Origin of the sequence: Cellulomonas sp. PhB150 (assembly GCF_003755175.1) — a bacterium.
Lineage (GTDB): Bacteria > Actinomycetota > Actinomycetes > Actinomycetales > Cellulomonadaceae > Cellulomonas.
Genome location: NZ_RKHX01000005.1, coordinates 273,606 through 298,729, shown reverse-complemented (window position 1 = coordinate 298,729; position 25,124 = coordinate 273,606). Strand labels below are relative to the sequence as shown.

Here is a 25,124-nt window from a genome sequence, read left to right as displayed (position 1 = left end):
GCCTCCTGTGTTTGAACATGTTCAAACTCGCAGACGAGGCGGTACCCCGTCAAGTCGGGGTGGGATCAGAAGAGGCGGGAGTCCACGTCGTCGACGCCGCGCATCGCGTCGTAGTCGAGCACGAGGCAGCCGATGCCGCGGTCGGTCGCGAGCACGCGCGCCTGCGGCTTGATCTCCTGCGCGGCGAAGACCCCACGGACGGGGGCCAGGTGGGGGTCGCGGTTGAGCAGCTCGAGGTAGCGCGTCAGCTGCTCGACGCCGTCGATGTCGCCGCGACGCTTGATCTCGATGGCGACCGTCGCCCCGGCGGCGTCGCGGGCCAGGATGTCCACCGGACCAATGGCCGTCGGGAACTCCCGCCGGACCAGGGTGTGACCCGTGCCGAGCAGGCCGATCTGCGCGGCCAGCAGCTCCTGCAGGTGGGCCTCGACCCCGTCCTTGACCAGGCCGGGGTCCACGCCGAGGTCGTGCGAGGAGTCGCTCAGCACGTCGTACAGGTCGATCACGAGCCGGTCGTCGGACTTGGCGTGCTGGACGGTCCAGACCTGGGTGACGCCGGCCGCTCGCGACTCGTCGTCGGGCTCGCTGACGACGAGCGAGCACGGGGGGCTCATCCAGTTCAGCGGCTTGTACGAGCCGCCGTCGGAGTGCAGCAGGACGCTGCCGTCCGCCTTGACGACCACGAGACGGGTCGCGCGGGGCAGGTGGGCGTTGAGGCGGCCGCTGTAGCGCGCGGCGCAGGACGCGACGACGAGACGCACGACCGGCTCAGATCACCGAGTCGACGCGCGACGGGGTGGCCTCGATCCACGAGGTCAGTCCCTCGTACGCCTCGCGGCTCATGAGCAGCGGCAGCTCGTCCCCGCCCACGCGACACGTCACCACGACGTTCCCCGCGCCGGCGTCGACACGGTCGAGGACAGCCAGGCCACGGCGCTCCCAGCGGTGGCCGGGGCGCGGTGCGAGCGACAGGTGCCGCCACCAGTACAGGTGCTCGGCGCCGTACTGCGCGATGCCTGCCGACCACGGACCGGAGCCTGTCCGGCCGACCGCGCAGCGGAACGAGCCGACCCGGTGGCCGAGCGTCCGGCTCCGGGAGAGCCAGAGGCCCCCCAGCACGAGCACGACGACGACCAGGGCGACCGACGCGACGAGGACCAGCGTGGGCACCGGGCGATCGACCTCAGTGCGCCGACGTCGCCGAGGCGGTCCTGCTGACGGCGTCGACCACGATCGTGGCGCGGTTGTCGTCGAACGACAGGAAGCCGCCCTCGACGTGCCACCGCTCGACGGGGCCACCGCCCTCGGGGTACACGCGGATCTCGCCCTCACGAAGGATCGTCAGGACGGGGGTGTGACCGGCCAGGATGCCGATCTCACCGTCGCCGGCGGGCGCGATGAGCTGGCGGGCGGTGCCCGTCCAGACCTTGCCGTCGGTGGCGACGAGGTCGACCTCGAGCGATGCCACGGATCCTCCTAGATAGCTGTGTCGCTCCCCCTGCGGAGAGCGTGCGGTGTCCTGCACCCAGTGTGCGCCGGGCCCGGGGGCCCGGCGCACCACGGGGATGTCAGACGCCGTACTCCTTCTGGATGCGGGCCCAGTTGCGCTCGAGGTCCTCGAGGCCGCCGATGTTGAAGAAGGCCTGCTCGGCGATGTGGTCGAACTCGCCCGCCGCGATCTTCTTGAAGGCCTCGACGGTCTCCGCGATCGGGACGGTCGAGCCCACGACGCCGGTGAACTTCTCGGCCATGTACGTGTTCTGCGAGAGGAACTGCTGGATGCGGCGCGCACGCGCCACGACCGTCTTGTCCTCCTCGGAGAGCTCGTCGACGCCGAGGATCGCGATGATGTCCTGGAGCTCCTTGTTGCGCTGCAGGATCTGCTTGACCTGCGTCGCCACGTCGTAGTGGTCCTGGCCCACGTAGCGCGGGTCGAGGATGCGGCTCGTCGACGTCAGCGGGTCCACGGCGGGGTAGAGACCACGCGAGGCGATCTCACGGCTGAGCTCCGTGGTGGCGTCGAGGTGCGCGAACGTCGTGGCCGGCGCGGGGTCGGTGTAGTCGTCGGCGGGGACGTAGATCGCCTGGAGCGACGTGATCGAGTGACCACGCGTCGAGGTGATGCGCTCCTGCAGGACGCCCATCTCGTCGGCCAGGTTCGGCTGGTAGCCCACCGCGGACGGCATGCGGCCGAGCAGCGTGGAGACCTCGGAACCGGCCTGCGTGAAGCGGAAGATGTTGTCGATGAAGAGCAGCACGTCCTGCTTCTGCACGTCGCGGAAGTACTCCGCCATCGTCAGGGCCGACAGGGCGACGCGCAGACGCGTGCCCGGCGGCTCGTCCATCTGGCCGAAGACGAGGGCCGTCTTGTCGAAGACGCCCGCCTCCTCCATCTCGACGATGAGGTCGTTGCCCTCACGGGTGCGCTCGCCGACACCGGCGAACACCGACACACCACCGTGGTTGAGCGCGACGCGCTGGATCATCTCCTGGATGAGGACCGTCTTGCCGACGCCCGCACCACCGAAGAGACCGATCTTCCCGCCCGTGACGTACGGCGTCAGCAGGTCGATGACCTTGATGCCGGTCTCGAACATCTGCGTCTTGCTCTCGAGCTGGTCGAAGGCCGGCGGCTTGCGGTGGATGGGCCAGCGCTCGGTGACCTCGAACTGCTCGCCCTCCTTGAGGTTGAGCACCTCGCCGGTCACGTTGAAGACGTGGCCCTTGGTGATGTCACCCACGGGAACGGAGATGGCAGCGCCCGTGTCGGTGACGTGCGCGCCGCGCACGAGACCGTCGGTCGGCTTGAGCGCGATCGCGCGGACCAGCGAGTCGCCCAGGTGCTGGGCGACCTCGAGGGTCATCGTGAACTTGCTCTCGCCCTCGCCCTGGCTCGACAGGTCGATCTCGACCGTGAGCGCGTTGTACAGCTCGGGGAGCTGGTCCGCGGGGAACTCGATGTCCACGATCGGGCCGATGACCCGGGCGACCCGACCCACGCCGGGCGTGCCGGCGGTGGCGGCCGTCTCGTCGACGGTGGTGGCGGTCATGTCTGGCCTCGCTTCGTTGGCTGTGTCATTCGGAGGAAGTGCGGAGGATCAGGAGGCGAGTGCGTCGGCGCCCGACACGATCTCGCTGATCTCCTGGGTGATCTCGCCCTGACGAGCCTGGTTGGCCAGTCGGGTGTACATGCGGATGAGGTCCTCCGCGTTCTCGGTCGCCGTGTGCATCGCGCGCTGGCGTGCAGCCAGCTCGGACGCGGCGGCCTGGAGCAGCGACGCGTAGATGCGGCTGCGCACGTAGCGCGGCAGCAGCGCGTCGAGGACCACGGCGGGCTCGGGCTCGAACTCGTAGAGCGGGAGCGTCTCGGCGTCGTCGGCGGGCGCGACGCCCTCGACGATCTCCAGCGGCAGCAGCCGGATCACGCGGGGACGCTGCGTGACCATGTTGACGAACTGCGTGTAGACGACGTGCACCTCGGCGACGCCGCCCTCGTCTGCCGGCGCGCGGAAGGCGTCGAGGATCGCGTCGGCGATCTCCCCCGCGACCTCCGTGCTCGGCGCGTCCGAGTGCCCCGACCAGGAGCCCTCGATGTCACGACCGCGGAACGTGTAGTAGCTCACCGCGCGACGACCCGAGACGAACAGGGCGACCTGCTTGCCCTCACGCTCGAGCCGCTCGACGAGCCGCTCCGTCTCGCGGATGACGCTCGCCGAGTAGGCGCCCGCCATGCCGCGGTCCGAGGCGATCACGAGCACCGCGACGCGCTTCGTGTCCGTGCGCTCCACGAGGAACGGGTGGGTCACGTTGGAGTGGGTCGCGACGGCCGAGACCGCACGCGTGATCGCCCGCGAGTACGGCGCAGCCTTGCTCACCCGGTCACGCGCACGACCGATGCGCGAAGCCGCGATGAGCTCCTGCGCCCGGAACATCTTCTTGAGCGCCTGGGTGGACTTGATGCGCTGCTTGTAGACGCGCTGCAGACCGGCCATCGATCAGGCCTTCTTCTGACGGACGATCTGCTCCTGCTCGACGTCGACGTCCTCACCGTCGGACTCGCCACCGACCAGGGGCGAGCCGTCCTTCTTGAGGAAGCCCTGACGGAAGGTGTCGACCGCGTCGGCCAGCGCCTTCTCGGTGTCCTGCTCGAGCTTGCCGGTCGACGCGATCGTCGTCAGCACGTCCGTGTTGCGCTTGAGGTGGTCGAGCAGCTCGGACTCGAAGCGACGCACGTCCTCGATCGGGACGTCGTCCAGCTTGCCCTTGGTGCCGGCCCAGATCGAGGCGACCTGGTCCTCGACCGAGAACGGGCTGTACTGACCCTGCTTGAGCAGCTCGGTCAGGCGCGCACCGCGGGCCAGCTGCGCGCGGCTCGTCGCGTCGAGGTCGGACGCGAACATCGCGAACGCCTCGAGCGAGCGGAACTGCGCGAGGTCGAGCTTCAGCGTGCCGGAGACCGACTTCATCGCCTTGACCTGGGCGGCACCACCGACGCGGGACACCGAGATGCCCACGTCGACGGCGGGACGCTGGTCGGCGTTGAAGAGGTCCGACTGCAGGAAGATCTGACCGTCGGTGATCGAGATGACGTTGGTCGGGATGTAGGCCGAGACGTCGTTGGCCTTGGTCTCGATGACCGGCAGGCCGGTCATCGAGCCCGCGCCGAGCTCGTCCGACAGCTTCGCGCAACGCTCGAGCAGACGGGAGTGCAGGTAGAAGACGTCACCCGGGTAGGCCTCGCGGCCCGGCGGACGACGCAGCAGCAGCGACACGGCGCGGTACGCCTCGGCCTGCTTCGACAGGTCGTCGAACACGATGAGGACGTGCTTGCCCTGGTACATCCAGTGCTGGCCGATGGCCGAGCCGGTGTACGGCGCGAGGTACTTGAAGCCGGCCGGGTCCGAGGCGGGAGCGGCGACGATCGTCGTGTACTCCAGCGCGCCGGCCTCCTCGAGCGCGCCGCGGACGGCGGCGATCGTGGAGCCCTTCTGGCCGATGGCGACGTAGATGCAGCGGACCTGCTTCGACTCGTCGCCGGACTCCCAGTTGGCCTTCTGGTTGATGATCGTGTCGATCGCGATGGCCGTCTTGCCGGTCTGGCGGTCGCCGATGATCAGCTGACGCTGGCCGCGGCCGATCGGGATCATCGAGTCGATCGCCTTGAGGCCGGTCTGCAGCGGCTCGTGCACCGACTTGCGGGCCATGACGCCGGGAGCCTGGAGCTCCAGCGCGCGGCGGGCGTCCGTCTCGATGGCGCCGAGGCCGTCGATGGGCTCGCCCAGCGGGTCGACCACGCGGCCGAGGTAGCCGTCGCCGACGGCGACCGACAGGACCTCGCCCGTGCGGCGGACCTCCTGGCCCTCCTCGATGCCGGTGAACTCACCGAGCACGACGACACCGATCTCGCGCACGTCGAGGTTCAGCGCCAGGCCGAGCGTGCCGTCCTCGAAGCGGAGCAGCTCGTTCGCCATGGCGCCGGGCAGGCCCTCGACCTGGGCGATGCCGTCGCCCGAGAGGGTCACGCGGCCGACCTCTTCGGAGACCACACCGGTCGGCTCGTAGGACTTCACGAAGCTGTCCAGCGCGGCCCGGATCTCCTCCGGCCGGATCGTCAGCTCAGCCATTGCTCTTCTCCTCGTCAATCGCACGGGGTGCGTGCGGTCTCACATGTCGTGGTGCTCGCCGTGATGCGGCGCGCGGGGTCACGCTGGGTTCAGCTGGCCACTCGTCGGCGGGCGTCCGCCAGGCGGGCGAGCACCGTCGAGTCGACGACGTTCGGGCCCACCTGGATGCGCAGGCCACCGAGCACCTGCGAGTCGTTCACCTCGTTGATCTGCACGGCGCGGCCGTAGGCCCGCTCGAGGATCGAGGACAGTCGATCCCGCTGCGCCGTCGTCAGGGGCGCGGCGGACGTGACCGTCGCGACCTGCCGGCTGCGGCGCTCGGCGATCAGGTCGGCGATGTGGCCCAGCGTTGCGACGTAGCGACGACCGCGGGGGGCGGAGGCCGCACGGCGCGCGATCGCGGCCGTCGCGGGGTCGGTGCGGTCGGCCAGGATCTGGTCGACCAGGCGCGCCCGGGCGTCGCCCGGGATCTTGTCGTCGAACAGCGTCTGGCGCACCTCGCGCTGACCGACCAGTGCCCGGGTGAGCCGGAACAGCTCGTCCTCGACCCGGTCCAGCTCGCCGCGCGCGTTCGCCGAGGCGAGCAGCGCGTGGAACGCGAGGTGCTCGACGGCGTCCGCCAGGTCACGGTCCTCCGACCAGCGCGAGGCCACCAGGCCCTGCGCCGCCTCGACGACCGCGGGCTCGGCGTCCTTCAGCAGCTGCGCGACCAGGGCGCCCTTGGGGGCCGCCGGGATCGACGGGTCCGCCAGGGTCCGGCGCAACGAGCCGGAGTGGTCCAGCGCGTCGACGAGCGCGAACAGCTGCTCCCCGAGCACCGAGGCCTTGGCGCCGGCGGCGCCGAGGACCGGCTCGAAGCGGCCCTCCGCGGCATCCAGCGACGCCCGACTCGTCCCACGCATCAGTTCCCCTTACCTGCGTCCGCAGCGGTGCTCGCCTCGAGCTCGTCCAGGAAGCGCTCGACGACGCGCGAACGACGCGCCTCGTCCGCGAGCGACTCGCCGACGATCTTCGACGCGAGCTCCGTGGCCAGCTCGCCGACCTCGTTGCGCAGCGAGACCGAGGCCTGCTGACGCTCCGCGTCGATCTGGCGCTGGGCGTTCTCGACGATCCGAGCCGCCTCGGCGGTGGCGCGCGTGCGCGACTCCGCCACGATCGCCGTTCCCTCGGCGCGCGCCTCCTCGCGGATGCGGGCGGCCTCCGTCCGGGCTTCCGTCAGCTGCTGCTGGTACTCGTCCTTGGCTGCCGCGGCCTCGGCCTGTGCGGCCTCCGCCTTGGCCAGCCCGCCCTCGACCAGCTCGGTGCGCTCGTCGAGCACCGCCTGGATCTTCGGCAGCGCGTACTTGAGGAACACGAAGCCGAGGATGACGACGATGAACAGCGACCAGACGATGTCGTAGGTCTCAGGCAGCAGCGGGTTCGGCGTCTCGGCCTCCTCCGCAGCTGTCAGGAGGCCTGCGATGGTCCCGCTGATCACGGGAAGATGAACGGGGTCACGAGGCCGAGCAGGCCGAAGACCTCGATGAAGGCCAGACCGATGAACATGGTCGAACGCAGCTGACCCGACATCTCGGGCTGACGCGCCATGCTCTCGATCGTCTTGCCGAACAGGATGCCCAGACCGATGCCGGGGCCGATGGCGGCGAGGCCGTAGCCGATGACCGCGAGGTTGCCGGTGATCTCCACTGGTGTGGTTCCTTTCATCAGCGCGCCGCTCGGCGCGTCCGTGGGGGGGGCGGCTGGTTACCTCGTGCAACCGGCCGCGGTCGCGAGTGCCTGTCAGTGCTCCGGCTCGAGGGCCATCTGCAGGTACACCGCGGTGAGGATGGCGAACACGTACGCCTGCAGTGCGGCGACGAAGATCTCGAGCAGGTAGAAGGCGAACCCGCCCGCGAGGGTGACGGCTCCGAGGACCTTGAGGCCACCGGCCGCCTGGAAGAAGAGGTACGACGTCGCCGAGAAGCACAGCGCGAGCAGCAGGTGCCCGGCCATCATGTTGGCGAAGAGCCGGATCGTCAGCGTCGCGGGCCGCAGCAGGAACACCTGCAGGAACTCGACGGGCGTCAGCACGATGTAGACGAACTTCGGGACGCCCGGGGGGAACAGCTGCCCCTTGAGGAAGCCGCCCACGCCGAGCGAGCGCACCGCGTCGATCAGGTAGAGGAAGAACACCCACAGCGCGAAGATCAGCGGCAGGCCGATGACCGACGTGCCGGCGACGTTGAGGAACGGCACCACGCCCGTGATGTTCAGGAAGAAGATCGAGAACAGGATCGTGGTGATCACCGGGGCGTACTTCTTGCCCAGCTTCTCGCCGAGGATCTCGTCGGCGATGCCCTTGCGGGCGAAGTTCATGACCATCTCGATGATCACCTGGCCGCGGCCCGGCACCAGCTTGGCGCGCTTCGCGGCGAGGATGATGATCGTCAGGAGCACGGCGGTCGCGATGAACCGGACGATCATGATCCGGTTGATCTCGAAGGGCGTGCCCTCGAAGAGGACGGCCGGCGGGAAGAAGTCCGCGAGGGACGGCGCGTGGAAACCGCTGTCATCCGCGGCGAGCGGCAGGATCGTCGCAAGGCTGGACAGGGCGGTCTCCAAAGTTCGATGCGCGGTGCCGCGTCAGTGCGGGCACACTCAGCGCGGTCGGCCGTCGTGGTTGGGGGAAGCCTAACCTATGAAACGCCTGACTCCGGACCCGGGGCGGGCTGGCCGGGGGCACCGGCGGGGGGCGTCGGCTCGATGTACGGGATCCGGCCGCGCTGCACGGCACGCGCGTCCAGGATCGCTGAGCCGAGGACCCCGGCGAACAGCACGAGGCCGAGCACCGTGCGGTTGTAGAAGTCGAACTGGCCGAGCACCGCGAGGGCGACGAAGACCACCACGATCTTGCCGAGCCACGCGCCCATGATCACCGCCGTCGTGTGGGCGGGCGACGTGTTCACGGTGCGCAGCACGGAGATGACCGTGGTGCCCGAGAAGACGAGCGCGAGGGCGACGCCCATCAGCGCGCCCCACACGCCCTTGGTGCCGTCGACGAGCGCTCCGACGCCGACGCCGACCACCAGGAGGATGCCGAGCATCCAGAACATGTCGCGCAGCGCGCGCCGGAAGGCGTCGGCGGCCGCGGCCTCGGACAGGGGGGCGGGGCTGGGGGTGGTCATCGAGCGGTCTCCGGGGTCTTCTCGGTCTTCGTGGACTCGACGGGCGGCGGGCGGCGTCGGCGGCCGCGCAGGGGGCCCAGGGTGGCCAGGAGCGCGAGCACGACGCCCGCGGCCAGCAGCCACACCACGATCGTCGTCGAGAACAGCACGAGGGCTGCGACGCCGAACGCGACCACCGCCGTCCAGACGTACATGATGACGACCGCGCGGCGGTGCGAGTGCCCCAGCCCGAGCAGCCGGTGGTGCAGGTGCATGCGGTCGGGGTGGAACGGCGACTTGCCCGCACCGACGCGTCTGACCAGCGCGAGCGCCATGTCCAGCAGCGGCAGCAGCAGCACCGCGAACGGCAGCAGCATGGGCAGGAAGGCGGGGAACGACGCACGCTCGGAGACCGACTCGGGGTCGATCTGACCGGTCACGACGACCGCCGCGGCGGAGAACACGAACCCGAGCAACATCGCGCCCGAGTCACCCATGAAGATGCGCGCCGGGTAGACGTTGTGCGGCAGGAAGCCGACGCACGCGCCGACCAGCACGGCGAGCACGAGCGTCGCCAGGCTCGCGTAGTCCGAGCTCGTGTTCTTGGTGAGCAGGTAGGAGTAGAGCAGGAACGCGGTGCCGCCGATGGCCAGCACGCCCGCGGCGAGCCCGTCGAGCCCGTCGACGAAGTTCACCGCGTTCATCGCGATCACCACAGTGAGGATGGTGAGGAACGTCCACATCCGGGTCGAGCCGACGGTCACGCCGCCGATGGGCAGCTGGTAGAGGAGCACGCCCTGCCAGGCGAGGAACCCCGCGGCGAGCACCTGCCCCATGAGCTTGGTGAGCCAGTCCAGGTCCCAGATGTCGTCGGCCACGCCGAGCGCGCAGACGAGCGCCGCTCCCCCGACGATGCCGACCAGCGGCTTGGGGTTGTCGTAGACCGCGGACAGGAACGGCAGGCGGGAGGCCATGAGGATCGCGAGCGCGATGCCGGCGAACATCGCCATGCCGCCCAGGCGGGGGGTCGGGATGGCGTGCACGTCGCGGTCGCGCACGGCCGTGATGGCACCCCAGCGCAGCGCGCACCAGCGGGCCAGCGGCGTCGCGAGGTAGGCGATGGCGGCCGCCATGAGCAGGACGAGCAGGTAGACCCTCACCCGGGGGTGCCCTCGCCGTCGTCCGGGCCAACCACGTGCGCGACCTCGCGCAGCCGCTCGAGGCTGATCGCACCCGCGCGCACCAGGCGCAGCGTGGACGTCGTCGCGTCGACGATGCTCGAGGAGACGCCGCCCGGTGCCTGGCCGGCGTCGAGGTAGACGTCGACCGACTCACCGAGCTGCTCGAACGCCTCCCCCGCCGTCAGGGCCGCGGGTGAGCCCGTGCGGTTCGCGCTCGAGACCGCCAGCGGGCCCGTGCGGCGCAGGAGCGCGAGCGCGGTGTCGTGGTCCGGCACCCGCAGCGCGACGGTGCCGCGCGTCTCGCCGAGGTCCCAGGCGAGGGACGGCTGGGCGGCGACGATGATCGTGAGGCCGCCGGGCCAGAAGGCCTCGGCGAGCGCGTGCGCGGCGTCCGGCACGTCCGTGGCGAGGCCGGCCATCGTGCCGACCGCGGGGATCAGCACCGGGGGCGGCATCTGGCGACCGCGGCCCTTGGCGTCGAGCAGCGCCTGGACGGCCGTGGGTGCGAAGGCGTCGGCTGCGATGCCGTAGACCGTGTCCGTCGGCAGCACCACGAGGCCGCCGCGGGACAGCGCGTTGACTGCTTCGTCGACCGCTGGGCCCCAGCTCGTCGGGTCGCCTGCCGGCCGGATCCGCTCGTTCACGGCTGCGAGTCTGTCACGGCGAGCGGCCCGATCCGGCGCGCGACGAGCATGCGCGGCCGACCCGTGAGGTCCGGGCGGCTCTCGATCGCGGTGAACGCCCCGGTCACGGCCGCGGCGTCGCGCGCCTGCGCGTCCTGGACCTCGGCGTGCTCCATGACGAGCAGGCCGCCGGGCTTGAGCAGCCGCGCGGCGGCCCGGATGACCGCGCGCGGGATGTCGAGCCCGTCCGCCCCGCCGCCGTAGAGGGCCAGGTCAGGGTCGTGGTCACGCACCTCGGGATCCACCGGGACGGCGTCCGGGGGGATGTACGGCGGGTTGGAGACCAGCACGTCGACCGTGCCGTCGAGCTCGGCGAGCAGGCTCGGGTCGCGGACGTCGCCCTCGCGGACGTCGACGGGGGCGCCCGCGCTGTTGCGCCGCGTCAGCGCGACCGCGGCGGGCGACGCGTCGACCGCCCAGACCCGGGCGGCGGTCACCTCGGTCGCCACCGACACGGCGATGCCGCCCGCGCCCGTGCACAGGTCGACGACGACGGGCTGCTCCCCCGCGGCGGTCAGGCGTGCCGCCTCGTCGACGGCCACCTGCGCGACGACCTCGGTCTCCGGGCGCGGCACGAAGACGCCGGCCTCGACGGCCATCGTCAGGTAGCGGAAGCCCGTGCGGCCGGTGATGTGCTGCAGCGGTTCGCGCAGGCGGCGGCGCTCGACGAGCCCGGCGTACTCCAGGGCGAAGCCCTCGGGGGCAAGCGGTGCGAGGACCAGCTCGAGCCGGTCGAGGCCCAGCGCGTACGCGGCGAGCTCGATCGCGTCAATCCGCGGCGAGCCGACGCCGGCCTCGGCGAGGAGCCTCGTCGCGCCCTCGACCAGCTCGCGCACGCCCAGGGTCCGCGCCTCGCTCACTGCTCGCCCGCGGCCGCCAGGCGCGCGGCCTCGTCGGCGTCGATCGCCGACTGCACGACGGGCTGCAGGTCGCCGCCGAGCACGGCGTCGAGGTTGTACGCCTTGTAGCCGGTGCGGTGGTCGGCGATCCGGTTCTCGGGGTAGTTGTACGTGCGGATGCGCTCGGAGCGGTCGACCGTGCGGACCTGGGACCGGCGCGCCTCGCTGGCCGCGGCGGCGGCCTCCTCCTGGCGTGCGGCCAGGATCCGGGCGCGCAGCACGCGCATGGCCTGCTCACGGTTCTGCAGCTGCGACTTCTCGTTCTGCATCGAGACGACGATGCCCGTGGGCACGTGCGTGATGCGGACCGCCGAGTCGGTCGTGTTGACGGACTGGCCACCCGGGCCCGAGGAGCGGTAGACGTCGATGCGCAGGTCGTTCTGGTCGATCTCCACCTCGCCCTCGTCGTCCGCCTCGGGGAAGACGAGCACGCCGGCGGCCGAGGTGTGGATCCGGCCCTGCGACTCGGTCACCGGCACGCGCTGGACCCGGTGCACGCCGCCCTCGTACTTCAGGTGCGCCCACACGCCGTCCTCGGGAGCCGTCGCGCCGCGCGACTTCACCGCGAGCTGCGCATCCTTGTAGCCGCCCATGTCCGACTCGGTGGCCTCGAGGAGCTGGGTCGCCCAGCCCATCTTCTCCGCGTAGCGCGTGTACATGCGGAGCAGGTCGGCGGCGAACAGGGCCGACTCCTCGCCGCCCTCGCCGGCCTTGACCTCGAGGATCACGTCGCGGGCGTCGTCCGGGTCCCGGGGGATCAGGACGTTGCGGAGCCGCGCGGCGGCCTCGTCGGCCGCGGCGCGCAGCTCGGGGAGCTCGGCGGCGAACGCCGGGTCCTCGGCGAGCTCGGCGGCGGCCTGCGCGTCGTCGGCCGCGGACTCCCACGCCTTGTACGCCTGGGCGACCCGGCCCAGCTCGGCGTACCGGCGGCCGAGCGTGCGGGCGCGGCCCGCGTCGGCGTGCACGGCGGGGTCCGCCAGCTGGGACTCGATCTGCGCGTGCTCGGCGAGCAGCGGCAGCGCTGCGGCGAAGGCGTCGCTCACGGGTGAGCTCCTGTCATGGGACGTGCGCGGGGACGGCACCGGGCAGCCATGCGGAGCAGGCCCGGAGAACGACACAGCGCCGGTGCCGACGCGGACACTGCCATGGAGGGCAGTCATCCGCACCGGGCACCGGCGCTGTGAGGGTGCTAGTTGGCCTTCTTGCCGTAGCGGGCCTCGAAGCGGGCGACGCGGCCGCCGGTGTCGAGGATCTTCTGCTTGCCCGTGTAGAACGGGTGGCAGGCGCTGCAGACGTCGGCGTGGATCTTGCCGCTCGTCACGGTGGAGCGGGTGACGAAGGTGCTGCCGCACGTGCACGTGACCTCGGTGGCCACGTACTCGGGGTGGATGTCAGACTTCACAAGGATCTCCTCGTTCGGGTGTCTCCGGGTCCCACGCGTGACTCGCGCGGGTGAACCGCAGACCAGCGGGACATTCTGCCAGAACAGGGCCGCTACCCGAAATCTTCCCGATCCGGCACGCGGATCGCCGCCGATCTGCCGCGGCCCGACCTAGCCGCACCTGGTGCGCGAGTCACCTCCTGGGGCCGATGCGCGCCCCACCGGTTCACTCGTGTCACAAGAGCGGCTACCTCGGGCCACCTAGGATGAGGCGGCCCCGACACCTGGAGGACCTCTGTGCCGCGCACGCTCGTCGTGACCAACGACTTCCCGACGCGTCAGGGCGGCATCGAGGCCTTCGTCGCCGCGCTGTGCGACCGGTTCCCGGCCGGCGAGGTCGTCGTCTACACCTCCTCGATGCCGGGAGACGCCGCCTACGACGCGACGCTTCCCTACCCGGTGATCCGCGACCGCACCTCGATGCTGCTGCCCACGCGTCGGGTCAGCCGCGACGTCGTCGTCGCGTTCCGCGAGCACGGCTGCGACCGCGTCCTGTTCGGGGCGTCCGCGCCGCTGGGCCTGCTCGCCCCGGCGCTGCGGGACGCGGGTGCGCAGCGGGTCGTCGCGATCACGCACGGGCACGAGGTCTGGTGGGCGCGGGTCCCCGTGATGCGCAGCCTGCTGCGCCGGATCGGCGACTCGGTCGACGTGCTCACCTACATCTCGGGCTGGTGCCGCGACCAGATCGCCCGCGGCCTGTCCGACACCGGGCGCTCGCACCAGCAGCGGCTCGCGCCGGGGGTCGACTCGGCCCGCTTCTACCCCGGCTGCGGCGGCGACGCGGTGCGCGCGTCCCTGGACCTCGGCGACGCGCCCCTCGTCGTGTGCGCCGCCCGGCTGGTGGCCCGCAAGGGGCAGGACCAGCTCATCGCTGCGTGGCCGGCCGTGCAGCGCGCGGTGCCGGGTGCGCGGCTGCTGGTCGTCGGCGACGGCAAGCACCGCGGGGCGCTCGACAAGCAGGTCGCGCGCCTCGGGCTGGGCGACGCTGTGACCTTCACCGGCGCTGTCACCTGGGCCGAGATCCCGCCCTACTTCGACGCGGCCGACGTGTTCGCGATGCCGTCGCGCACGCGCCTGGCCGGGCTCGAGCCCGAGGGGCTGGGGATCGTGTTCCTCGAGGCCGCCTCGTGCGAGAAGCCGGTGATCGTGGGCCGTTCCGGCGGCGCACCGGATGCGGTCGACGACGGCGTGACCGGGTACGTCGTGGACCCCACCTCGCCCGACGAGATCGCCGCGCGGATCGTCGAGCTGCTCACCGACCCGGTCAAGGCCCGGGCGATGGGCGTGGCGGGACGCGCGCGGGCGCAGGCCGACTGGCAGTGGGACGACATCGCCGCTCGGTGCCGGGGGTACCTCGGCGCCTCGTGACCGATTCGGACACGCGTCGTCGCAGGTCACGCCGCGTCGACCAGTCTAAATCTCACATCGTGGACGCCGGCGGGTCCCCCGCTGCGCACCCGGCGCGATCGGGGAGCCGCAGGGCCACGATGGGGTCACCGATCCCATCGAGGAGCTGAGCACCAATGACGGTGTGCCTGCACGTCTACCGCGGAGACCCCGACGGCCGGACGCCTGAGCCCGGAACCCACATCACGCGGACGTTCACCTGCGTGCGCTGCGGCCACCGCCGCAGGTTCGTCCACCACTGGCCCGCACCACGTGTCGACCCGATGACGTCCGCCGAGCTGTTCCACCGGTTGGTGTAACTCAGGCGAGCGCGTCCGCCCTCGCCACGCCGAGCGTCACCCACCGGGCCAGCTCGTCGTCGTCCTGCGCCGCCCCGGCGTCGACGCGGATCCAGCCCTTCATCGGGCGACCGCGCATCTCCATGGGGCTGGTCCCCGGTTCTCGGAGCAGCTCGGCGGTCTCGTCGGGCGCGACCCGGACCATGAGGCCGCCGTGGCTGCTCACCGCCACGGCCATACTCCCGCCGACGAGGAACGCGAGCCCGCCGAACATCCGCCGCTCGCTCACGTCGGGCTGACTCGCGAGCAGCGGCCGCACGCGATCTGCCAGAACCTGATCGAACATCGCGCCTCCCTGGGGTCGAGGCGATGGTGTCACGGAGCTCCGACATCGCGTTCGAGAGGTACACCCGGTGCAGCCGCGGCCAGTGGCGCGAGCGGCCAGCGCGTCCGTCCGCTGTCGACCACGACCCACCGGCCCTCACCGAGCTCTCCCACAACGACGACCTCGAGCCCGGGGCGCCCTGCCCACGTGGCCCCGCGGAACACCCACCGGGTGTCTCCGGCACGGAGCACCGTGCCGGCGCGCGAGTACCGATCGACCGTCGCCGTCGAGGTCGTCGTCGCTCGTCGTGCCGCGCGGACCGCTCGTCGCGGCGGCCCCGCGCGCCAGACGAGCACCCCGACGACGAGCACGACGCCGGCCGCGACCGCTCCGACGAGTACCGCGACCCATCCCTCGTAGACCCAGTCGTCGTGCGAGCGGGTGGACAGGACGTAGCTGGGGTCGTCGGGGTCGACCACGACCTGGATCGCGTCACCGACACGGACGTCGCCGTCGCCCGCGAAGCTGAGGCCGAGCTCAGCGCGACGCCCTCCGAGATCGACCGTGACGTCGGGAGTCCGCGTCCGGTCGAGCGGCTCGACGTGGACGCCGACCACGACGGCCGTCTGAGGGGGCTGGGTGTCGAGCAGTCGCTGGTCGTCGTCCGCCGACGTCGCGAACAGCACGTAGGCGCAGCCGGCCAGCGGGACTGCCAGCACCGCGAGGGCACGACGGAGCGAGATTCGGCGCGCCGTGCTGCGCGCGCGCACGAGGGCCTCGTGCGGCTCGGGAGCGACGTACGCGTGCGCCTCTCGGGCTGTTGCGGCAACGCGCTTACGCGGTGGCGCCCATCGCTCGGCGGCCCAGAGCACGCCCGCGAACCAGCCGACCGCGACGACGGGGAGCACCAGGAGCGCGTGCTCCCACAGCCACTGCACGCCCCACAGCCGCGGCACCTGGGTGACCAGCGCGAACACCGCGACGTAACCCGCCAGCGCGCCCAGCTTCCACCACCCCGGCAGGTCGTCCACGGTGGCGAAGGTAGCGCGGCCGCCACGGGGATCTGGAGGGTCGAGCGGCACGCCGACATCATGGCCTACGACCGACGGCCCCGCTCCCCTTGCGGGGCGCAGGGCCGTCTCGGGAGCCGTGCGTCAGACCGTGCGGCCCGCGTTCTCGTCGCCCCAGCTGCCGGGCGTCGTCTTCTGCACCTGGAGCAGGAACTCGACGTTCGACTTGGTGTCGCGCAGCTTGCCGAGCAGCAGCTCGATGGCCTGCGTCTGGTCGAGCGCACCCATCACGCGGCGCAGCTTGTAGACGATCTTGAGCTCGTCGTGCGAGAGCAGGACCTCCTCGCGGCGGGTGCTCGACGCGTTGACGTCGACCGCCGGGAAGATGCGCTTGTCCGCGAGCGAGCGGGACAGGCGCAGCTCCATGTTCCCGGTGCCCTTGAACTCCTCGAAGATGACCTCGTCCATCTTCGAGCCGGTCTCGACCAGCGCCGAGGCCAGGATGGTGAGCGAGCCACCGTTCTCGATGTTGCGCGCCGCGCCGAAGAACCGCTTGGGCGGGTAGAGCGCCGAGGCGTCGACACCACCGGACAGGATGCGCCCGGACGCCGGGGCGGCCAGGTTGTAGGCGCGCGACAGGCGGGTCAGCGAGTCGAGCAGCACGACGACGTCCTGGCCCAGCTCGACCAGGCGCTTGGCCCGCTCGATCGCGAGCTCGGCGACGATCGTGTGGTCCGAGGCGGGGCGGTCGAACGTCGAGGCGATGACCTCGCCCTTGACCGTCCGCTCCATGTCCGTGACCTCTTCGGGGCGCTCGTCGACGAGCACGACCATGAGGTGGACCTCGGGGTTGTTGATCGCGATGGCGTTCGCGATCTGCTGCATGATGATCGTCTTGCCGGCCTTCGGGGGCGCGACGATCAGGCCTCGCTGGCCCTTGCCGATGGGCGCGACGATGTCGATGATGCGCGGCGTCAGGCGGGTGGGCTCGGTCTCGAGACGCAGCCGCTCCTGCGGGTACAGCGGCGTGAGCTTGCTGAACTCGGGGCGCGTGCGCGCCTCCTCCGGGTCCAGCCCGTTGACCGAGTCCAGGCGGACGAGCGCGTTGACCTTGCTCGGGCGGTTGCTCTGCGGGATCTGCTCGCCCTCGCGCGGCTGGCGCACGGCACCGGTGATCGCGTCGCCGCGGCGCAGGCCCGACTTCTTGACCTGGTTGAGCGAGACGTAGACGTCGCCCGGGCCCGGCAGGTAGCCGCTGGTGCGGACGAACGCGTAGCTCTCGAGGACGTCGAGGATGCCGGCGACGGGCAGCAGCACGTCGTCGTCGTTCACGTCGATCTCGTCGAGGCCCGCCAGGTCGGGACCGCCCGGGCGCGCGCCGCGGCCGCGCTTGCGGTCACGGTCGCGGTAGCGGTCGCGCGAGCGACGGCGGCGGCCGCCCGTCTCGTCGTCGAACTCGCCCTGGTTCGGGTTGGCCTGGCTCTGGTTGGCCTGGTTCGGGTTGGCCTGGGACTGGTTGGCCTGCCCGTTCGTCGGGGCGCCCTGGTTGCCCTGGCCGGCCTGGCGGGTCTGCTGGCGGTTGCCCTGCGCCCCGCCCTGCTCGTTCTGGCGCGCCTGGTTGCCCTGCTGGCGGTCCTGGCGCGGTGCCTCGGGTGCGTCCTGCTCGTCGGCGCCCTGCGGGGCACCGGTGCCGCGGCCGGACCGGCGCGAACGACGCTCGCCGGTGACGGAGCCGACGGCGTCGGCGGCGCGGGCCGCGCGGTCGTCGCGCGACTCGTCGGCGTGCGTGTCGGTGCTCGCGGGGCGCGAGTCGTGGCCCAGCTTGGCGTCCAGCGCGGCCTCCAGGCCGGCGAGCGCGTCGGGCTGGCGGACGGGCGGTGCGACCGGCTCGGCGGGCTGCTCGACGCGCACCGGCGCCGCGGCGGAGCCGGACTCACGCGTGACGCGGCGGCGGGCGGGCGCGGCGGGCGCCTCGTCGGCGACGGCGACCGTCTGCTCACGGCGGGTGTCCAGCGCCGACGAGGCGCCGTGACGGCTGGCACCGCGGGCGGCCGAGATGGCCTCCACGAGGTCACCCTTGCGCATCTTGGAGGTGCCCTTGACGCCCAGGCCGGAGGCCAGGGCCTGCAGCTCGGGCAGACGCAGCGCGGAGATCGACTGCGTGGACCCGCCGGACGTGCTCACGGCGGGATCGATGGTGTCTGTCACGAAGGACCTTTCCCCTCGTCGGTGGCCGCGACCCTGGACTCGGGTGTCGGCCTACGTCCGGTCGAGACGACCGAGACGGAGATGGAAGCCGCACGTGCGGCGTACGACGACGTCAGCGACGTCCTGCGCACGAGGGCTGGAGTGCTCCCGGGTGACCGGATCTCGCGAGATCACGGCCGGCTGTCCCGGCACGGCGGCCGGAGGATGCGATCCGGGGAACGCGCCGATATTACCACTGTCGACCAGGCCGAAGGCCCCCATGACCCGGCGGTGCGCACTTCACCCGTTCGCGACGCGCGCGACCTGGACCCCGTCGGTGTCGACGGCGAGCGGCAGGACCCGCCAGCCCCCCATCGTCGGACCGAAGGCCGTGGCGATCGCGTCGTCGGCGTCCGTCCCCGACGCGGTGCGGCGCGCGAGGGCGAGCACGGTCGGGCCCGCTCCGGATACCACCGCGGCGACGCCGGCCGCGCGCAGCGCGTCGACCAGGGCCAGCGAGTGAGGCATCACCGCGCGCCGGTAGTCCTGGTGGAGACGGTCGGCGGTCGCGTCGAGCAGCAGGTCCGGCCGACGACCGAGCGCCTCGACCAGCAGCGCCGCGCGACCGGCCTGGAAGGCGGCGTCGCGGTGCGGCACGGTCGCGGGCAGGACGCCGCGCGCGGACGCGGTCGACAGCCGGGTCGCCGGCACGATCGCGACGGGTGCGACGTCCGGGTGGACCGCGAGTGCCGCGGCACGCACTCCGCCGTCCGTGCTCCACGCGACGGTCGCGCCGCCGTGGATCGCGGGAGCCGCGTTGTCCGGGTGCCCCTCCATCTGCGTGGCCAGCCCGAGGACGACCTCGTCGGACAGCGCCTCCGGCTCGGACACGAGCCCGCGCGCGGCCGCGATGCCCGCGACGACGGCCGCCGCCGACGACCCGAGCCCGCGCCCGTGGGGGATGCGGTTGTGGCAGATCAGGTGGAGCCCCGCCTGCGGCGCGCCGACCAGGTCGAGCGCCGCGCGCAGAGCCTGCACGACGAGGTGCCGCTCGTCGTCGGGCACCTCGCCGGCCCCCTCGCCCGTGACCTCGACGACGACGTCGGCCGAGCCGAGCAGCCGGACCTCGAGGTCGTCGTGCAGGGCCAGCGCGAGGCCGAGGGCGTCGAACCCGGGGCCGAGGTTGGCGCTCGTGGCGGGCACGCGCACGCGGACGCGGTCCGCACCGAGCCGCACGGGATCAGTCCAGGCCGAGCGCGGTCGCGATGGACACGACGTCCGCGGTGACCCGCACGGGCTGCACGTCGCCGCCGTCGGGCGTGCGCAGCGCCCACTGCGGGTCCTTGAGGCCGTGGCCGGTGACCGTGATGACGATGCGCGCGCCCGCGGGCACGCGACCGGCCTCCGACAGTGCCAGCAGGCCCGCGACCCCGGCGGCGGACGCGGGCTCGACGAACACGCCGACCTCCGCGGACAGCACGCGGTGCGCGGCCAGGATCTGCTCGTCCGTGACGGCCTCGATGAGCCCGCCCGACGTGTCGCGCGCGTCCTCGGCCTGCTGCCACGACGCGGGGTTCCCGATCCGGATCGCGGTCGCGATCGTCTCGGGCTCGTCGACGGGGAAGCCCCGCACGATCGGTGCCGCGCCGGCCGCCTGGAAGCCCCACACGATCGGGGTCCTGGTCGCCAGGCCCGCCTCGGCGTACTCCTGGAAGCCCTTCCAGTACGCCGTGATGTTGCCGGCGTTCCCGACGGGCAGCACGAAGATGTCCGGCGCGTCGCCGAGCGCGTCGACGATCTCGAACGCGCCCGTCTTCTGGCCCTGGATGCGGTCGGGGTTGACCGAGTTCACGAGCTCGACGGGGTAGGCCTCGGCGAGCTTGCGCGCCGCCACGAGGCAGTCGTCGAAGTTGCCGTCGACCTGCAGCAGCGTCGCGCCGTGGGCGACCGCCTGGCTCAGCTTGCCCATCGCGATCTTGCCCTCGGGCACGAGCACGGCGCAGACCATGCCGGCGCGCGTCGCGTAGGCGGCGGCGGAGGCGGAGGTGTTCCCGGTCGAGGCGCACACGACGGCCTTGGCCCCGCGCGCCGCCGCGGCGGAGATCGCGGCCGTCATGCCGCGGTCCTTGAACGACCCGGTCGGGTTCATGCCCTCGACCTTGACGAAGACCTCGGCACCGACCCGCTCGGACAGCACGGGCGCGGCGACGAGCGGCGTGCCGCCCTCACCCAGCGTGACGATGTGGGTCTTGAGGTGCTCGGGCAGGAAGTCGGCGTACTCGGCGATGACGCCGCGCCACTGGTGGGCCATCAGGCTCCCTCGACTCGCAGGACGGACACCACGGCGCGCACGACGTCCAGGCCGGCGATGGCCTCGACCGTGCCGGCGAGCGCTCGCTCGCTGGCGGCGTGCGTGGTGATGAGCAGGCGCGCGACGTGCTCGTCGGGCGCGGGGGTCTGCCGGACCGCCTCGATGGAGACGCCGTGCTCGGCCAGGACGGCGGCCACCTGGGCCAGGACGCCGGGCTGGTCGGCGACCTCGAGGCGCACCTGGTAGCGCGTGCGGGCCGCCGCGGCCGGCAGCACGGGCAGGTCCGCGTAGGACGACTCGACCGGCCCGCGGCCACCGAGCACCCGGTGCCGGGCCACGGAGACGACGTCGCCGAGCACCGCCGAAGCCGTCGGGGCGCCGCCCGCGCCGCGACCGTAGAACATGAGCTCGCCGGCAGCCTCGGCCTCGATGAACACCGCGTTGAACGCGCCCCGCACGCCGGCGAGCGGGTGGTCGGCGGGCACCAGCGCGGGGTGCACGCGCACCTGGATGCCGTCGGTGCCGTCGTCGCCCGTGTTGCGCTCGGCGATCGCCAGCAGCTTGATGACGTGCCCGGTGCCGGCCGCCCACGCGACGTCGTCGGCCGTGAGCGCGGTGATGCCCTCGCGCTGCACGTCGTCGATCGAGACACGCGTGTGGAAGGCGAGGGACGCGAGGATGGCGGCCTTGGCCGCGGCGTCGAACCCCTCGACGTCGGCCGTCGGGTCGGCCTCCGCGTAGCCGAGCGCCTGCGCCTCCTTGACCGCCTGGTCGAGGTCGAGGCCGTCGGTGGCCATGCGGTCCAGGACGTAGTTGGTGGTGCCGTTGACGATGCCGAGCACGCGGCGCACCGTGTCACCCGCGAGCGACTCGCGCACCGGGCGGACGATCGGGATCGCGCCCGCGACGGCCGCCTCGAAGTACAGGTCCACGCCGGCGGCGTCCGCAGCGGCGTAGAGCGTGGGTCCGTCCTGCGCGAGCAGCGCCTTGTTGGCGGTCACGACGGACGCGCCGTGCTCGATCGCGCGCAGGATGAGCGTGCGCGCGGGCTCGATGCCCCCCATGACCTCGACGACGACGTCCGCGCCGGCGACGAGCGCCTCCGCGTCTGTCGTCAGGAGCGTGGCGTCCACGCCCTCGCGCTCGACGGACAGGTCACGCACCGCGATGCCGACGAGCTCGAGCGGCGCCCCGACGCGCGCCGCCAGGTCGTCGGCCTGCTCGATCAGCAGGCGGGCCACCTGCGTGCCGACCACGCCGCAGCCGAGCAGCGCGATCCTCAGCTTGTCGGGCACGGGTGAGACCTCCACGAACGATCAGGGGGATGACTGAGGCACAGGATAGGGGGCCGTGGCGCACGGCGAACGCCTGTCCGTCCCTTGACGGGCACCGGGCGGAGCGCCGGGCACGACGCAGCGGGGCGGCCCGGGAGAACCCGGACCGCCCCGCTGTGGTCAGACGACGATCAGGACAGCTCGAGCACCCGCGACGACGACTTCGCCGCCTTGACGCTCGTCGTGCCGAGGTACTTCACCGTCACCTTGTACGTGCCGTAGGTGACGCGCGGCAGCGTGAGGGTCGCCTTGCCGTTCTTCACCGTGGCGGCCGTGACGAGGGTCGTGACGCCCCGCGCGGACGGGTTGACCACGAGCTGCACCTTGCCGGTCACCTTGACGCCCGGCGCGGAGACCTTCACGACCACGGTGCGCTTGGCGCCGAACGTGTAGGAGACCTTCGACGTGGCCTTGGCGACCTTGACCGTCGAGGCGGCCTTCGCCGAGGCGATCTGCGAGGTGCCCGTGTAGACGACCGTCAGCTTGTGCGAGCCGGCCTTGAGGGACTTGGGCAGAGCGATCTTCGCCGCGCCCTTCGCCAGCGTGGCGGACTTGAGCACCTTGGCGCCCTCGCGGACCTCGACCCTGCCAGTGGCCGCGAGGCCGTTCGCGGCGGAGACCTTGACCGAGACCGACGACGACTTCCCGTAGGTGAGGGTCTTGGCGAAGGACGCCTTGACCGACGACGACGCCTTCGCGACGGCGACCTTGGCCGTGGTGCTCGCGTTCTTGACCGTGGAGGTCGAGGAGGAGAACGCCACCGACACGGTGTGCGTGCCCGCCTTGAGGGGCAGGAGCTTCACCGTGGCCTTGCCGGCCACCAGGGTCGCCGTGCCGAGGACCGTCTTGCCCTCGGTCACCTTGACGGTGCCGGAGACGACCGCGCCAGGAGAGGTGACCGAGACGGCCAGCGAGCCGGCCTTGTTGGCCGAGCCGGCAGCCGGCTTGGCCGAGACCGTCGCCGTGCCCGCACGGGTGAAGGTGTACTTCGTGCCGCCGAAGGTGGCGCTCTTGATCACGGTCGAGGCCGCGGAGCCGTTCGTGTAGAGCAGGCGGACCTTGGTGACCTGGAGGGTCGGGTTCGCCGTGATGAAGTCGTCGAGCGAGGCGAACGACCGGTAGAACGAGCCGTCCACGCCGAAGTCCGACGTGCTCCACCACTTGCCGGAGTACGAGGCGTCCTTCTCGAACGTGATCTCGCCCTTGGGCGTGGTCAGGTGGATGCCGACGTACTGCGACGGCGTCGCGTCGAAGTCGACGACCGAGCCGATCGACGCCAGCGTGCCCGAGTAGGCGCGCTCGATCCACGTCTCCGCCCAGTCCCCGGCGACCGCGAGCTTCACGCCGCCGGCGACGTACGAGACGTCACCGTGCGCGGTCCAGCCGCGCGTGTTCAGGTCCGTCGCCACGGGGGCGGCGGTGATCGTCGAGTAGACCGTCGGGTGCTTCTCCTTGGTGAAGGAGTAGTGCACGCCGCCGAAGGTCACGCCGTCGAGGATCGTCGACGCGGCCTGCGGGTTCGTGTAGCTGAGGCGGACCCCGGTGACCCGGACGTCCGGGTTCGCGGTGATGTAGTCGTCGAGCGAGGCGAAGGACGCGTAGCCCATGCCGGCGCCGACGCCGAAGTCGGACGTGCTCCACCAGTTGCCCTGGTAGGAGGACTCCTTCTCGAAGGTGATCTCACCCTTCGTCGTCTCCACGCGGATCCCGACGTACTGCGAGGGCGTCGCGTCGAAGTCGACGACGTCGCCGAGCGAGGCCAGCGTGCCGTCGTACGCGCGCTCGATCCACGTCTCGGACCAGTCACCGGGGACGTTCAGCTTCACGCCGCCGTCGAGGAACTCGACCGCACCGGCGCCGCCCGCGGTCCAGCCGCGAGTGTTCGAGTCCGTGGCGGGGAGGGGCTGGGCGATGGCCTCGTAGGAGGTCGCGTGCTTCTGGCTGGTGAACGAGTACGTGGTGCAGCCCGCGGTGATCGAGTGGATCGTCGCGTCGCCGATGGCGTTGCCGCCGAGCGAGTAGCCCACCGCGATCACCCGGACGGCGTGGCCCTGCGAGCCCGCGAGGATCTCGTCGAGCGTGCCGTACGCCTTCTGGTAGCTCGGGTTCGGGCCGGCCGGCACGCCCGGGATGGCACGCGTTCCCCACCACTTGTCGAACAGCGGCTCGTAGACGAGGTTGCCGTTCCAGACGCCGTCGAGCGAGATCGTCATCTGCAGACCGGGCTGCTCGCCCGAGTTGGAGGTGTAGTCCATCGACGGGACGCCGGCGTCCTGCAGCGCGAAGTCAGCCGCGACGTAGCCAGCGGCCTTGCTCTGGCTGCCCTGCGGTGCGACGGTGACGACGTTCAGGCCGCCGTCGACGTAGGTGTTCGAACCGCCCGTGCCGGACTCGGAGAAGCCCCAGCCGCGCGTGTTGGCGTCGGTCGAGAGGAGCGCCTGCGTCGTCTCGACGCACGGGGCCGTCGTCGGGAGCTTGAAGGTGTAGTCGACGTTCGCGACCGACAGCTTGCTGATGACGGCGTCGCCGATGACGCCGGACCCGAGGCTGTAGCCGAAGCTGGTCACGACGGCGTGAGGGTTGGCCGCGCTGAAGTCCGCGAGCGTGCCGAAGCTGGTGTAGCCCATGCCGGACGCGATGCCGAAGTCCTTGGAGGACCACCACTCGCCGTCGCCGTAGGCCCACGGCTCGCCGACGACGTAGCCGTCCCAGGTGCCGTTGCCGTCCTTGTCCACGCCGAGCTGGATGCTCGGGCGGACGCCGGTGTAGCTCGCGAACTCGATCGACGGCTCGCCGAGGTCGGCGAGCGGGACCGAGATCCCGCGGTACGCGGCGGCCTTGGACTGCTGGTTGCCGTTCGCGCTCGCCTCGGTCCAGACGTGGAGACCGTTGGCGACGAGGGCGTTGTGGCCGGCGGTGCGCGTCTCGCCCAGGTTCCAGGACGAGAGGGAGTCGGAGACCACGGAGCCCGGCGCGGCCGGAGCGGCCTGCGCGGGGAGCGCGGAGAAGGTCGTCGCGGCGAGCGCGACGACCAGCGAGCCGGCGACAGCTGTCGCGCGGCGGCGGCCGGTGGCCGCTCGGGGGTTCTGCATGAAGGGGGGCCCTTTTCTAGGACGAAGGTCATGGGCGGTAGCGCGGAGGAACTTATTAGGGGTTCTCCGCGCCGCCCAGGCCGATTTGGGTAGGTCCTGAGGAATAGCGAAGTGTGATCTGCGTCACACTTAGCGCCCATTCACTCGCCAGTGGTACCCGAAACCGCCCGCGCCCTCCGAACCCCGGACAATCGACCGTCGCCCCCCGT

General features: G+C 71.9%; 24 protein-coding genes. 1 reads left to right on the top strand and 23 read right to left on the bottom strand.

The features are described 5' to 3' along the window. Nucleotides 1–65: 65 nt before the first annotated feature. The 16 genes from nucS to rpmE form a co-directional block, all read right to left on the bottom strand. Nucleotides 66–761 (bottom strand): endonuclease NucS, encoded by a 696-nt coding sequence (gene nucS, locus EDF34_RS16700; RefSeq protein ID WP_123372629.1) that lies wholly within the window; start codon nt 759–761, stop codon nt 66–68. Between the two features lie 7 nt (nt 762–768). Next, the gene (locus EDF34_RS16695; RefSeq protein ID WP_158615111.1) at nt 769–1,170 is read right to left on the bottom strand and encodes a DUF2550 family protein; all 402 of its coding nucleotides are present in this window, start codon (nt 1,168–1,170) and stop codon (nt 769–771) included. A gap of 13 nt (nt 1,171–1,183) precedes the next feature. Further along, nucleotides 1,184–1,468, bottom strand: a complete 285-nt coding sequence (locus EDF34_RS16690) for a F0F1 ATP synthase subunit epsilon (protein ID WP_123372627.1) — start codon at nt 1,466–1,468, stop codon at nt 1,184–1,186. 100 nt (nt 1,469–1,568) lie between these two features. Next, on the bottom strand, nt 1,569–3,050 hold the full coding sequence (gene atpD, locus EDF34_RS16685) for a F0F1 ATP synthase subunit beta (protein WP_123372626.1): 1,482 nt from the start codon (nt 3,048–3,050) through the stop codon (nt 1,569–1,571). A gap of 48 nt (nt 3,051–3,098) precedes the next feature. Next, nucleotides 3,099–3,992, bottom strand: coding sequence for a F0F1 ATP synthase subunit gamma (locus tag EDF34_RS16680; protein ID WP_123372625.1), 894 nt, complete (start codon nt 3,990–3,992; stop codon nt 3,099–3,101). Between the two features lie 3 nt (nt 3,993–3,995). Further along, nucleotides 3,996–5,624: a F0F1 ATP synthase subunit alpha gene (atpA, locus tag EDF34_RS16675; RefSeq protein WP_123372624.1), complete on the bottom strand. Its 1,629-nt coding sequence runs from the start codon at nt 5,622–5,624 to the stop codon at nt 3,996–3,998. Nucleotides 5,625–5,713: 89 nt separating this feature from the next. Then, nucleotides 5,714–6,526 (bottom strand): F0F1 ATP synthase subunit delta, encoded by an 813-nt coding sequence (locus EDF34_RS16670; protein ID WP_123372623.1) that lies wholly within the window; start codon nt 6,524–6,526, stop codon nt 5,714–5,716. After that, complete coding sequence (locus EDF34_RS16665) at nt 6,526–7,098, bottom strand: F0F1 ATP synthase subunit B (protein ID WP_123372677.1); 573 nt, start codon at nt 7,096–7,098, stop codon at nt 6,526–6,528. The genes EDF34_RS16670 and EDF34_RS16665 overlap by 1 nt, the downstream gene beginning before the upstream one ends. Further along, on the bottom strand, nt 7,098–7,328 hold the full coding sequence (gene atpE / locus EDF34_RS16660) for an ATP synthase F0 subunit C (RefSeq protein WP_118768262.1): 231 nt from the start codon (nt 7,326–7,328) through the stop codon (nt 7,098–7,100). The genes EDF34_RS16665 and atpE overlap by 1 nt, the downstream gene beginning before the upstream one ends. 75 nt (nt 7,329–7,403) lie before the next feature. Next, complete coding sequence (gene atpB / locus EDF34_RS16655) at nt 7,404–8,225, bottom strand: F0F1 ATP synthase subunit A (RefSeq protein WP_233549930.1); 822 nt, start codon at nt 8,223–8,225, stop codon at nt 7,404–7,406. A 74-nt stretch (nt 8,226–8,299) separates the two neighbouring features. Next, nucleotides 8,300–8,788, bottom strand: a complete 489-nt coding sequence (locus tag EDF34_RS16650; protein ID WP_123372622.1) for a hypothetical protein — start codon at nt 8,786–8,788, stop codon at nt 8,300–8,302. Then, on the bottom strand, nt 8,785–9,927 hold the full coding sequence (locus tag EDF34_RS16645; protein ID WP_123372621.1) for an MraY family glycosyltransferase: 1,143 nt from the start codon (nt 9,925–9,927) through the stop codon (nt 8,785–8,787). The genes EDF34_RS16650 and EDF34_RS16645 overlap by 4 nt, the downstream gene beginning before the upstream one ends. Then, nucleotides 9,924–10,592 carry an L-threonylcarbamoyladenylate synthase gene (locus EDF34_RS16640; protein ID WP_123372620.1) on the bottom strand — a complete coding sequence of 223 codons (669 nt, stop codon included), beginning with the start codon at nt 10,590–10,592 and terminating at the stop codon, nt 9,924–9,926. The genes EDF34_RS16645 and EDF34_RS16640 overlap by 4 nt, the downstream gene beginning before the upstream one ends. Beyond that, nucleotides 10,589–11,491: a peptide chain release factor N(5)-glutamine methyltransferase gene (gene prmC, locus EDF34_RS16635; RefSeq protein WP_123372619.1), complete on the bottom strand. Its 903-nt coding sequence runs from the start codon at nt 11,489–11,491 to the stop codon at nt 10,589–10,591. Before prmC ends, EDF34_RS16640 begins: the two co-directional genes overlap by 4 nt. After that, a complete protein-coding gene (prfA, locus tag EDF34_RS16630; protein ID WP_123372618.1) occupies nt 11,488–12,573 on the bottom strand; it encodes a peptide chain release factor 1 in 1,086 nt (361 codons plus the stop codon). Before prfA ends, prmC begins: the two co-directional genes overlap by 4 nt. Before the next feature lie 146 nt (nt 12,574–12,719). Continuing rightward, the gene (rpmE, locus tag EDF34_RS16625) at nt 12,720–12,932 is read right to left on the bottom strand and encodes a 50S ribosomal protein L31 (protein ID WP_123372617.1); all 213 of its coding nucleotides are present in this window, start codon (nt 12,930–12,932) and stop codon (nt 12,720–12,722) included. A gap of 276 nt (nt 12,933–13,208) precedes the next feature. Between rpmE and EDF34_RS16620 the strand changes: the two genes are divergently transcribed. Further along, nucleotides 13,209–14,339 carry a glycosyltransferase family 4 protein gene (locus EDF34_RS16620; RefSeq protein WP_123372616.1) on the top strand — a complete coding sequence of 377 codons (1,131 nt, stop codon included), beginning with the start codon at nt 13,209–13,211 and terminating at the stop codon, nt 14,337–14,339. Between the two features lie 339 nt (nt 14,340–14,678). Here EDF34_RS16620 and EDF34_RS16610 read toward each other — a convergent pair whose 3' ends face one another. From EDF34_RS16610 to EDF34_RS16580, 7 genes are all read right to left on the bottom strand, one after another. Beyond that, entirely contained in the window at nt 14,679–15,002 is a 324-nt protein-coding gene (locus EDF34_RS16610) for a TfoX/Sxy family protein (RefSeq protein ID WP_123372614.1), read from the bottom strand. Between the two features lie 29 nt (nt 15,003–15,031). Beyond that, nucleotides 15,032–16,012 carry a hypothetical protein gene (locus EDF34_RS16605; RefSeq protein ID WP_123372613.1) on the bottom strand — a complete coding sequence of 327 codons (981 nt, stop codon included), beginning with the start codon at nt 16,010–16,012 and terminating at the stop codon, nt 15,032–15,034. A gap of 123 nt (nt 16,013–16,135) precedes the next feature. Next, nucleotides 16,136–18,199 carry a transcription termination factor Rho gene (gene rho / locus EDF34_RS16600; protein WP_123372612.1) on the bottom strand — a complete coding sequence of 688 codons (2,064 nt, stop codon included), beginning with the start codon at nt 18,197–18,199 and terminating at the stop codon, nt 16,136–16,138. 279 nt (nt 18,200–18,478) lie between these two features. Then, nucleotides 18,479–19,414, bottom strand: coding sequence for a homoserine kinase (gene thrB / locus EDF34_RS16595; protein ID WP_123372611.1), 936 nt, complete (start codon nt 19,412–19,414; stop codon nt 18,479–18,481). Between the two features lie 4 nt (nt 19,415–19,418). Next, nucleotides 19,419–20,489 (bottom strand): threonine synthase, encoded by a 1,071-nt coding sequence (gene thrC / locus EDF34_RS16590; RefSeq protein WP_123372610.1) that lies wholly within the window; start codon nt 20,487–20,489, stop codon nt 19,419–19,421. After that, on the bottom strand, nt 20,489–21,784 hold the full coding sequence (locus EDF34_RS16585) for a homoserine dehydrogenase (RefSeq protein ID WP_123372609.1): 1,296 nt from the start codon (nt 21,782–21,784) through the stop codon (nt 20,489–20,491). The genes thrC and EDF34_RS16585 overlap by 1 nt, the downstream gene beginning before the upstream one ends. Nucleotides 21,785–21,954: 170 nt before the next feature. Then, nucleotides 21,955–24,915 carry an Ig-like domain-containing protein gene (locus EDF34_RS16580; RefSeq protein WP_123372608.1) on the bottom strand — a complete coding sequence of 987 codons (2,961 nt, stop codon included), beginning with the start codon at nt 24,913–24,915 and terminating at the stop codon, nt 21,955–21,957. Nucleotides 24,916–25,124: the final 209 nt, after the last annotated feature.

Excerpts from the sequence above, each read along its gene's own strand:
- atpD (WP_123372626.1), bottom strand. The coding sequence starts at position 3,050 with ATGACCGCCACCACCGTCGACGAGACGGCCGCCACCGCCGGCACGCCC.
- EDF34_RS16680 (WP_123372625.1), bottom strand. The coding sequence starts at position 3,992 with ATGGCCGGTCTGCAGCGCGTCTACAAGCAGCGCATCAAGTCCACCCAG.
- atpA (WP_123372624.1), bottom strand. The coding sequence starts at position 5,624 with ATGGCTGAGCTGACGATCCGGCCGGAGGAGATCCGGGCCGCGCTGGAC.
- EDF34_RS16670 (WP_123372623.1), bottom strand. The coding sequence starts at position 6,526 with ATGCGTGGGACGAGTCGGGCGTCGCTGGATGCCGCGGAGGGCCGCTTC.
- atpE (WP_118768262.1), bottom strand. The coding sequence starts at position 7,328 with ATGAAAGGAACCACACCAGTGGAGATCACCGGCAACCTCGCGGTCATC.
- EDF34_RS16650 (WP_123372622.1), bottom strand. The coding sequence starts at position 8,788 with ATGACCACCCCCAGCCCCGCCCCCCTGTCCGAGGCCGCGGCCGCCGAC.
- EDF34_RS16610 (WP_123372614.1), bottom strand. The coding sequence starts at position 15,002 with ATGTTCGATCAGGTTCTGGCAGATCGCGTGCGGCCGCTGCTCGCGAGT.
- thrC (WP_123372610.1), bottom strand. The coding sequence starts at position 20,489 with ATGGCCCACCAGTGGCGCGGCGTCATCGCCGAGTACGCCGACTTCCTG.
- EDF34_RS16580 (WP_123372608.1), bottom strand. The coding sequence starts at position 24,915 with ATGCAGAACCCCCGAGCGGCCACCGGCCGCCGCCGCGCGACAGCTGTC.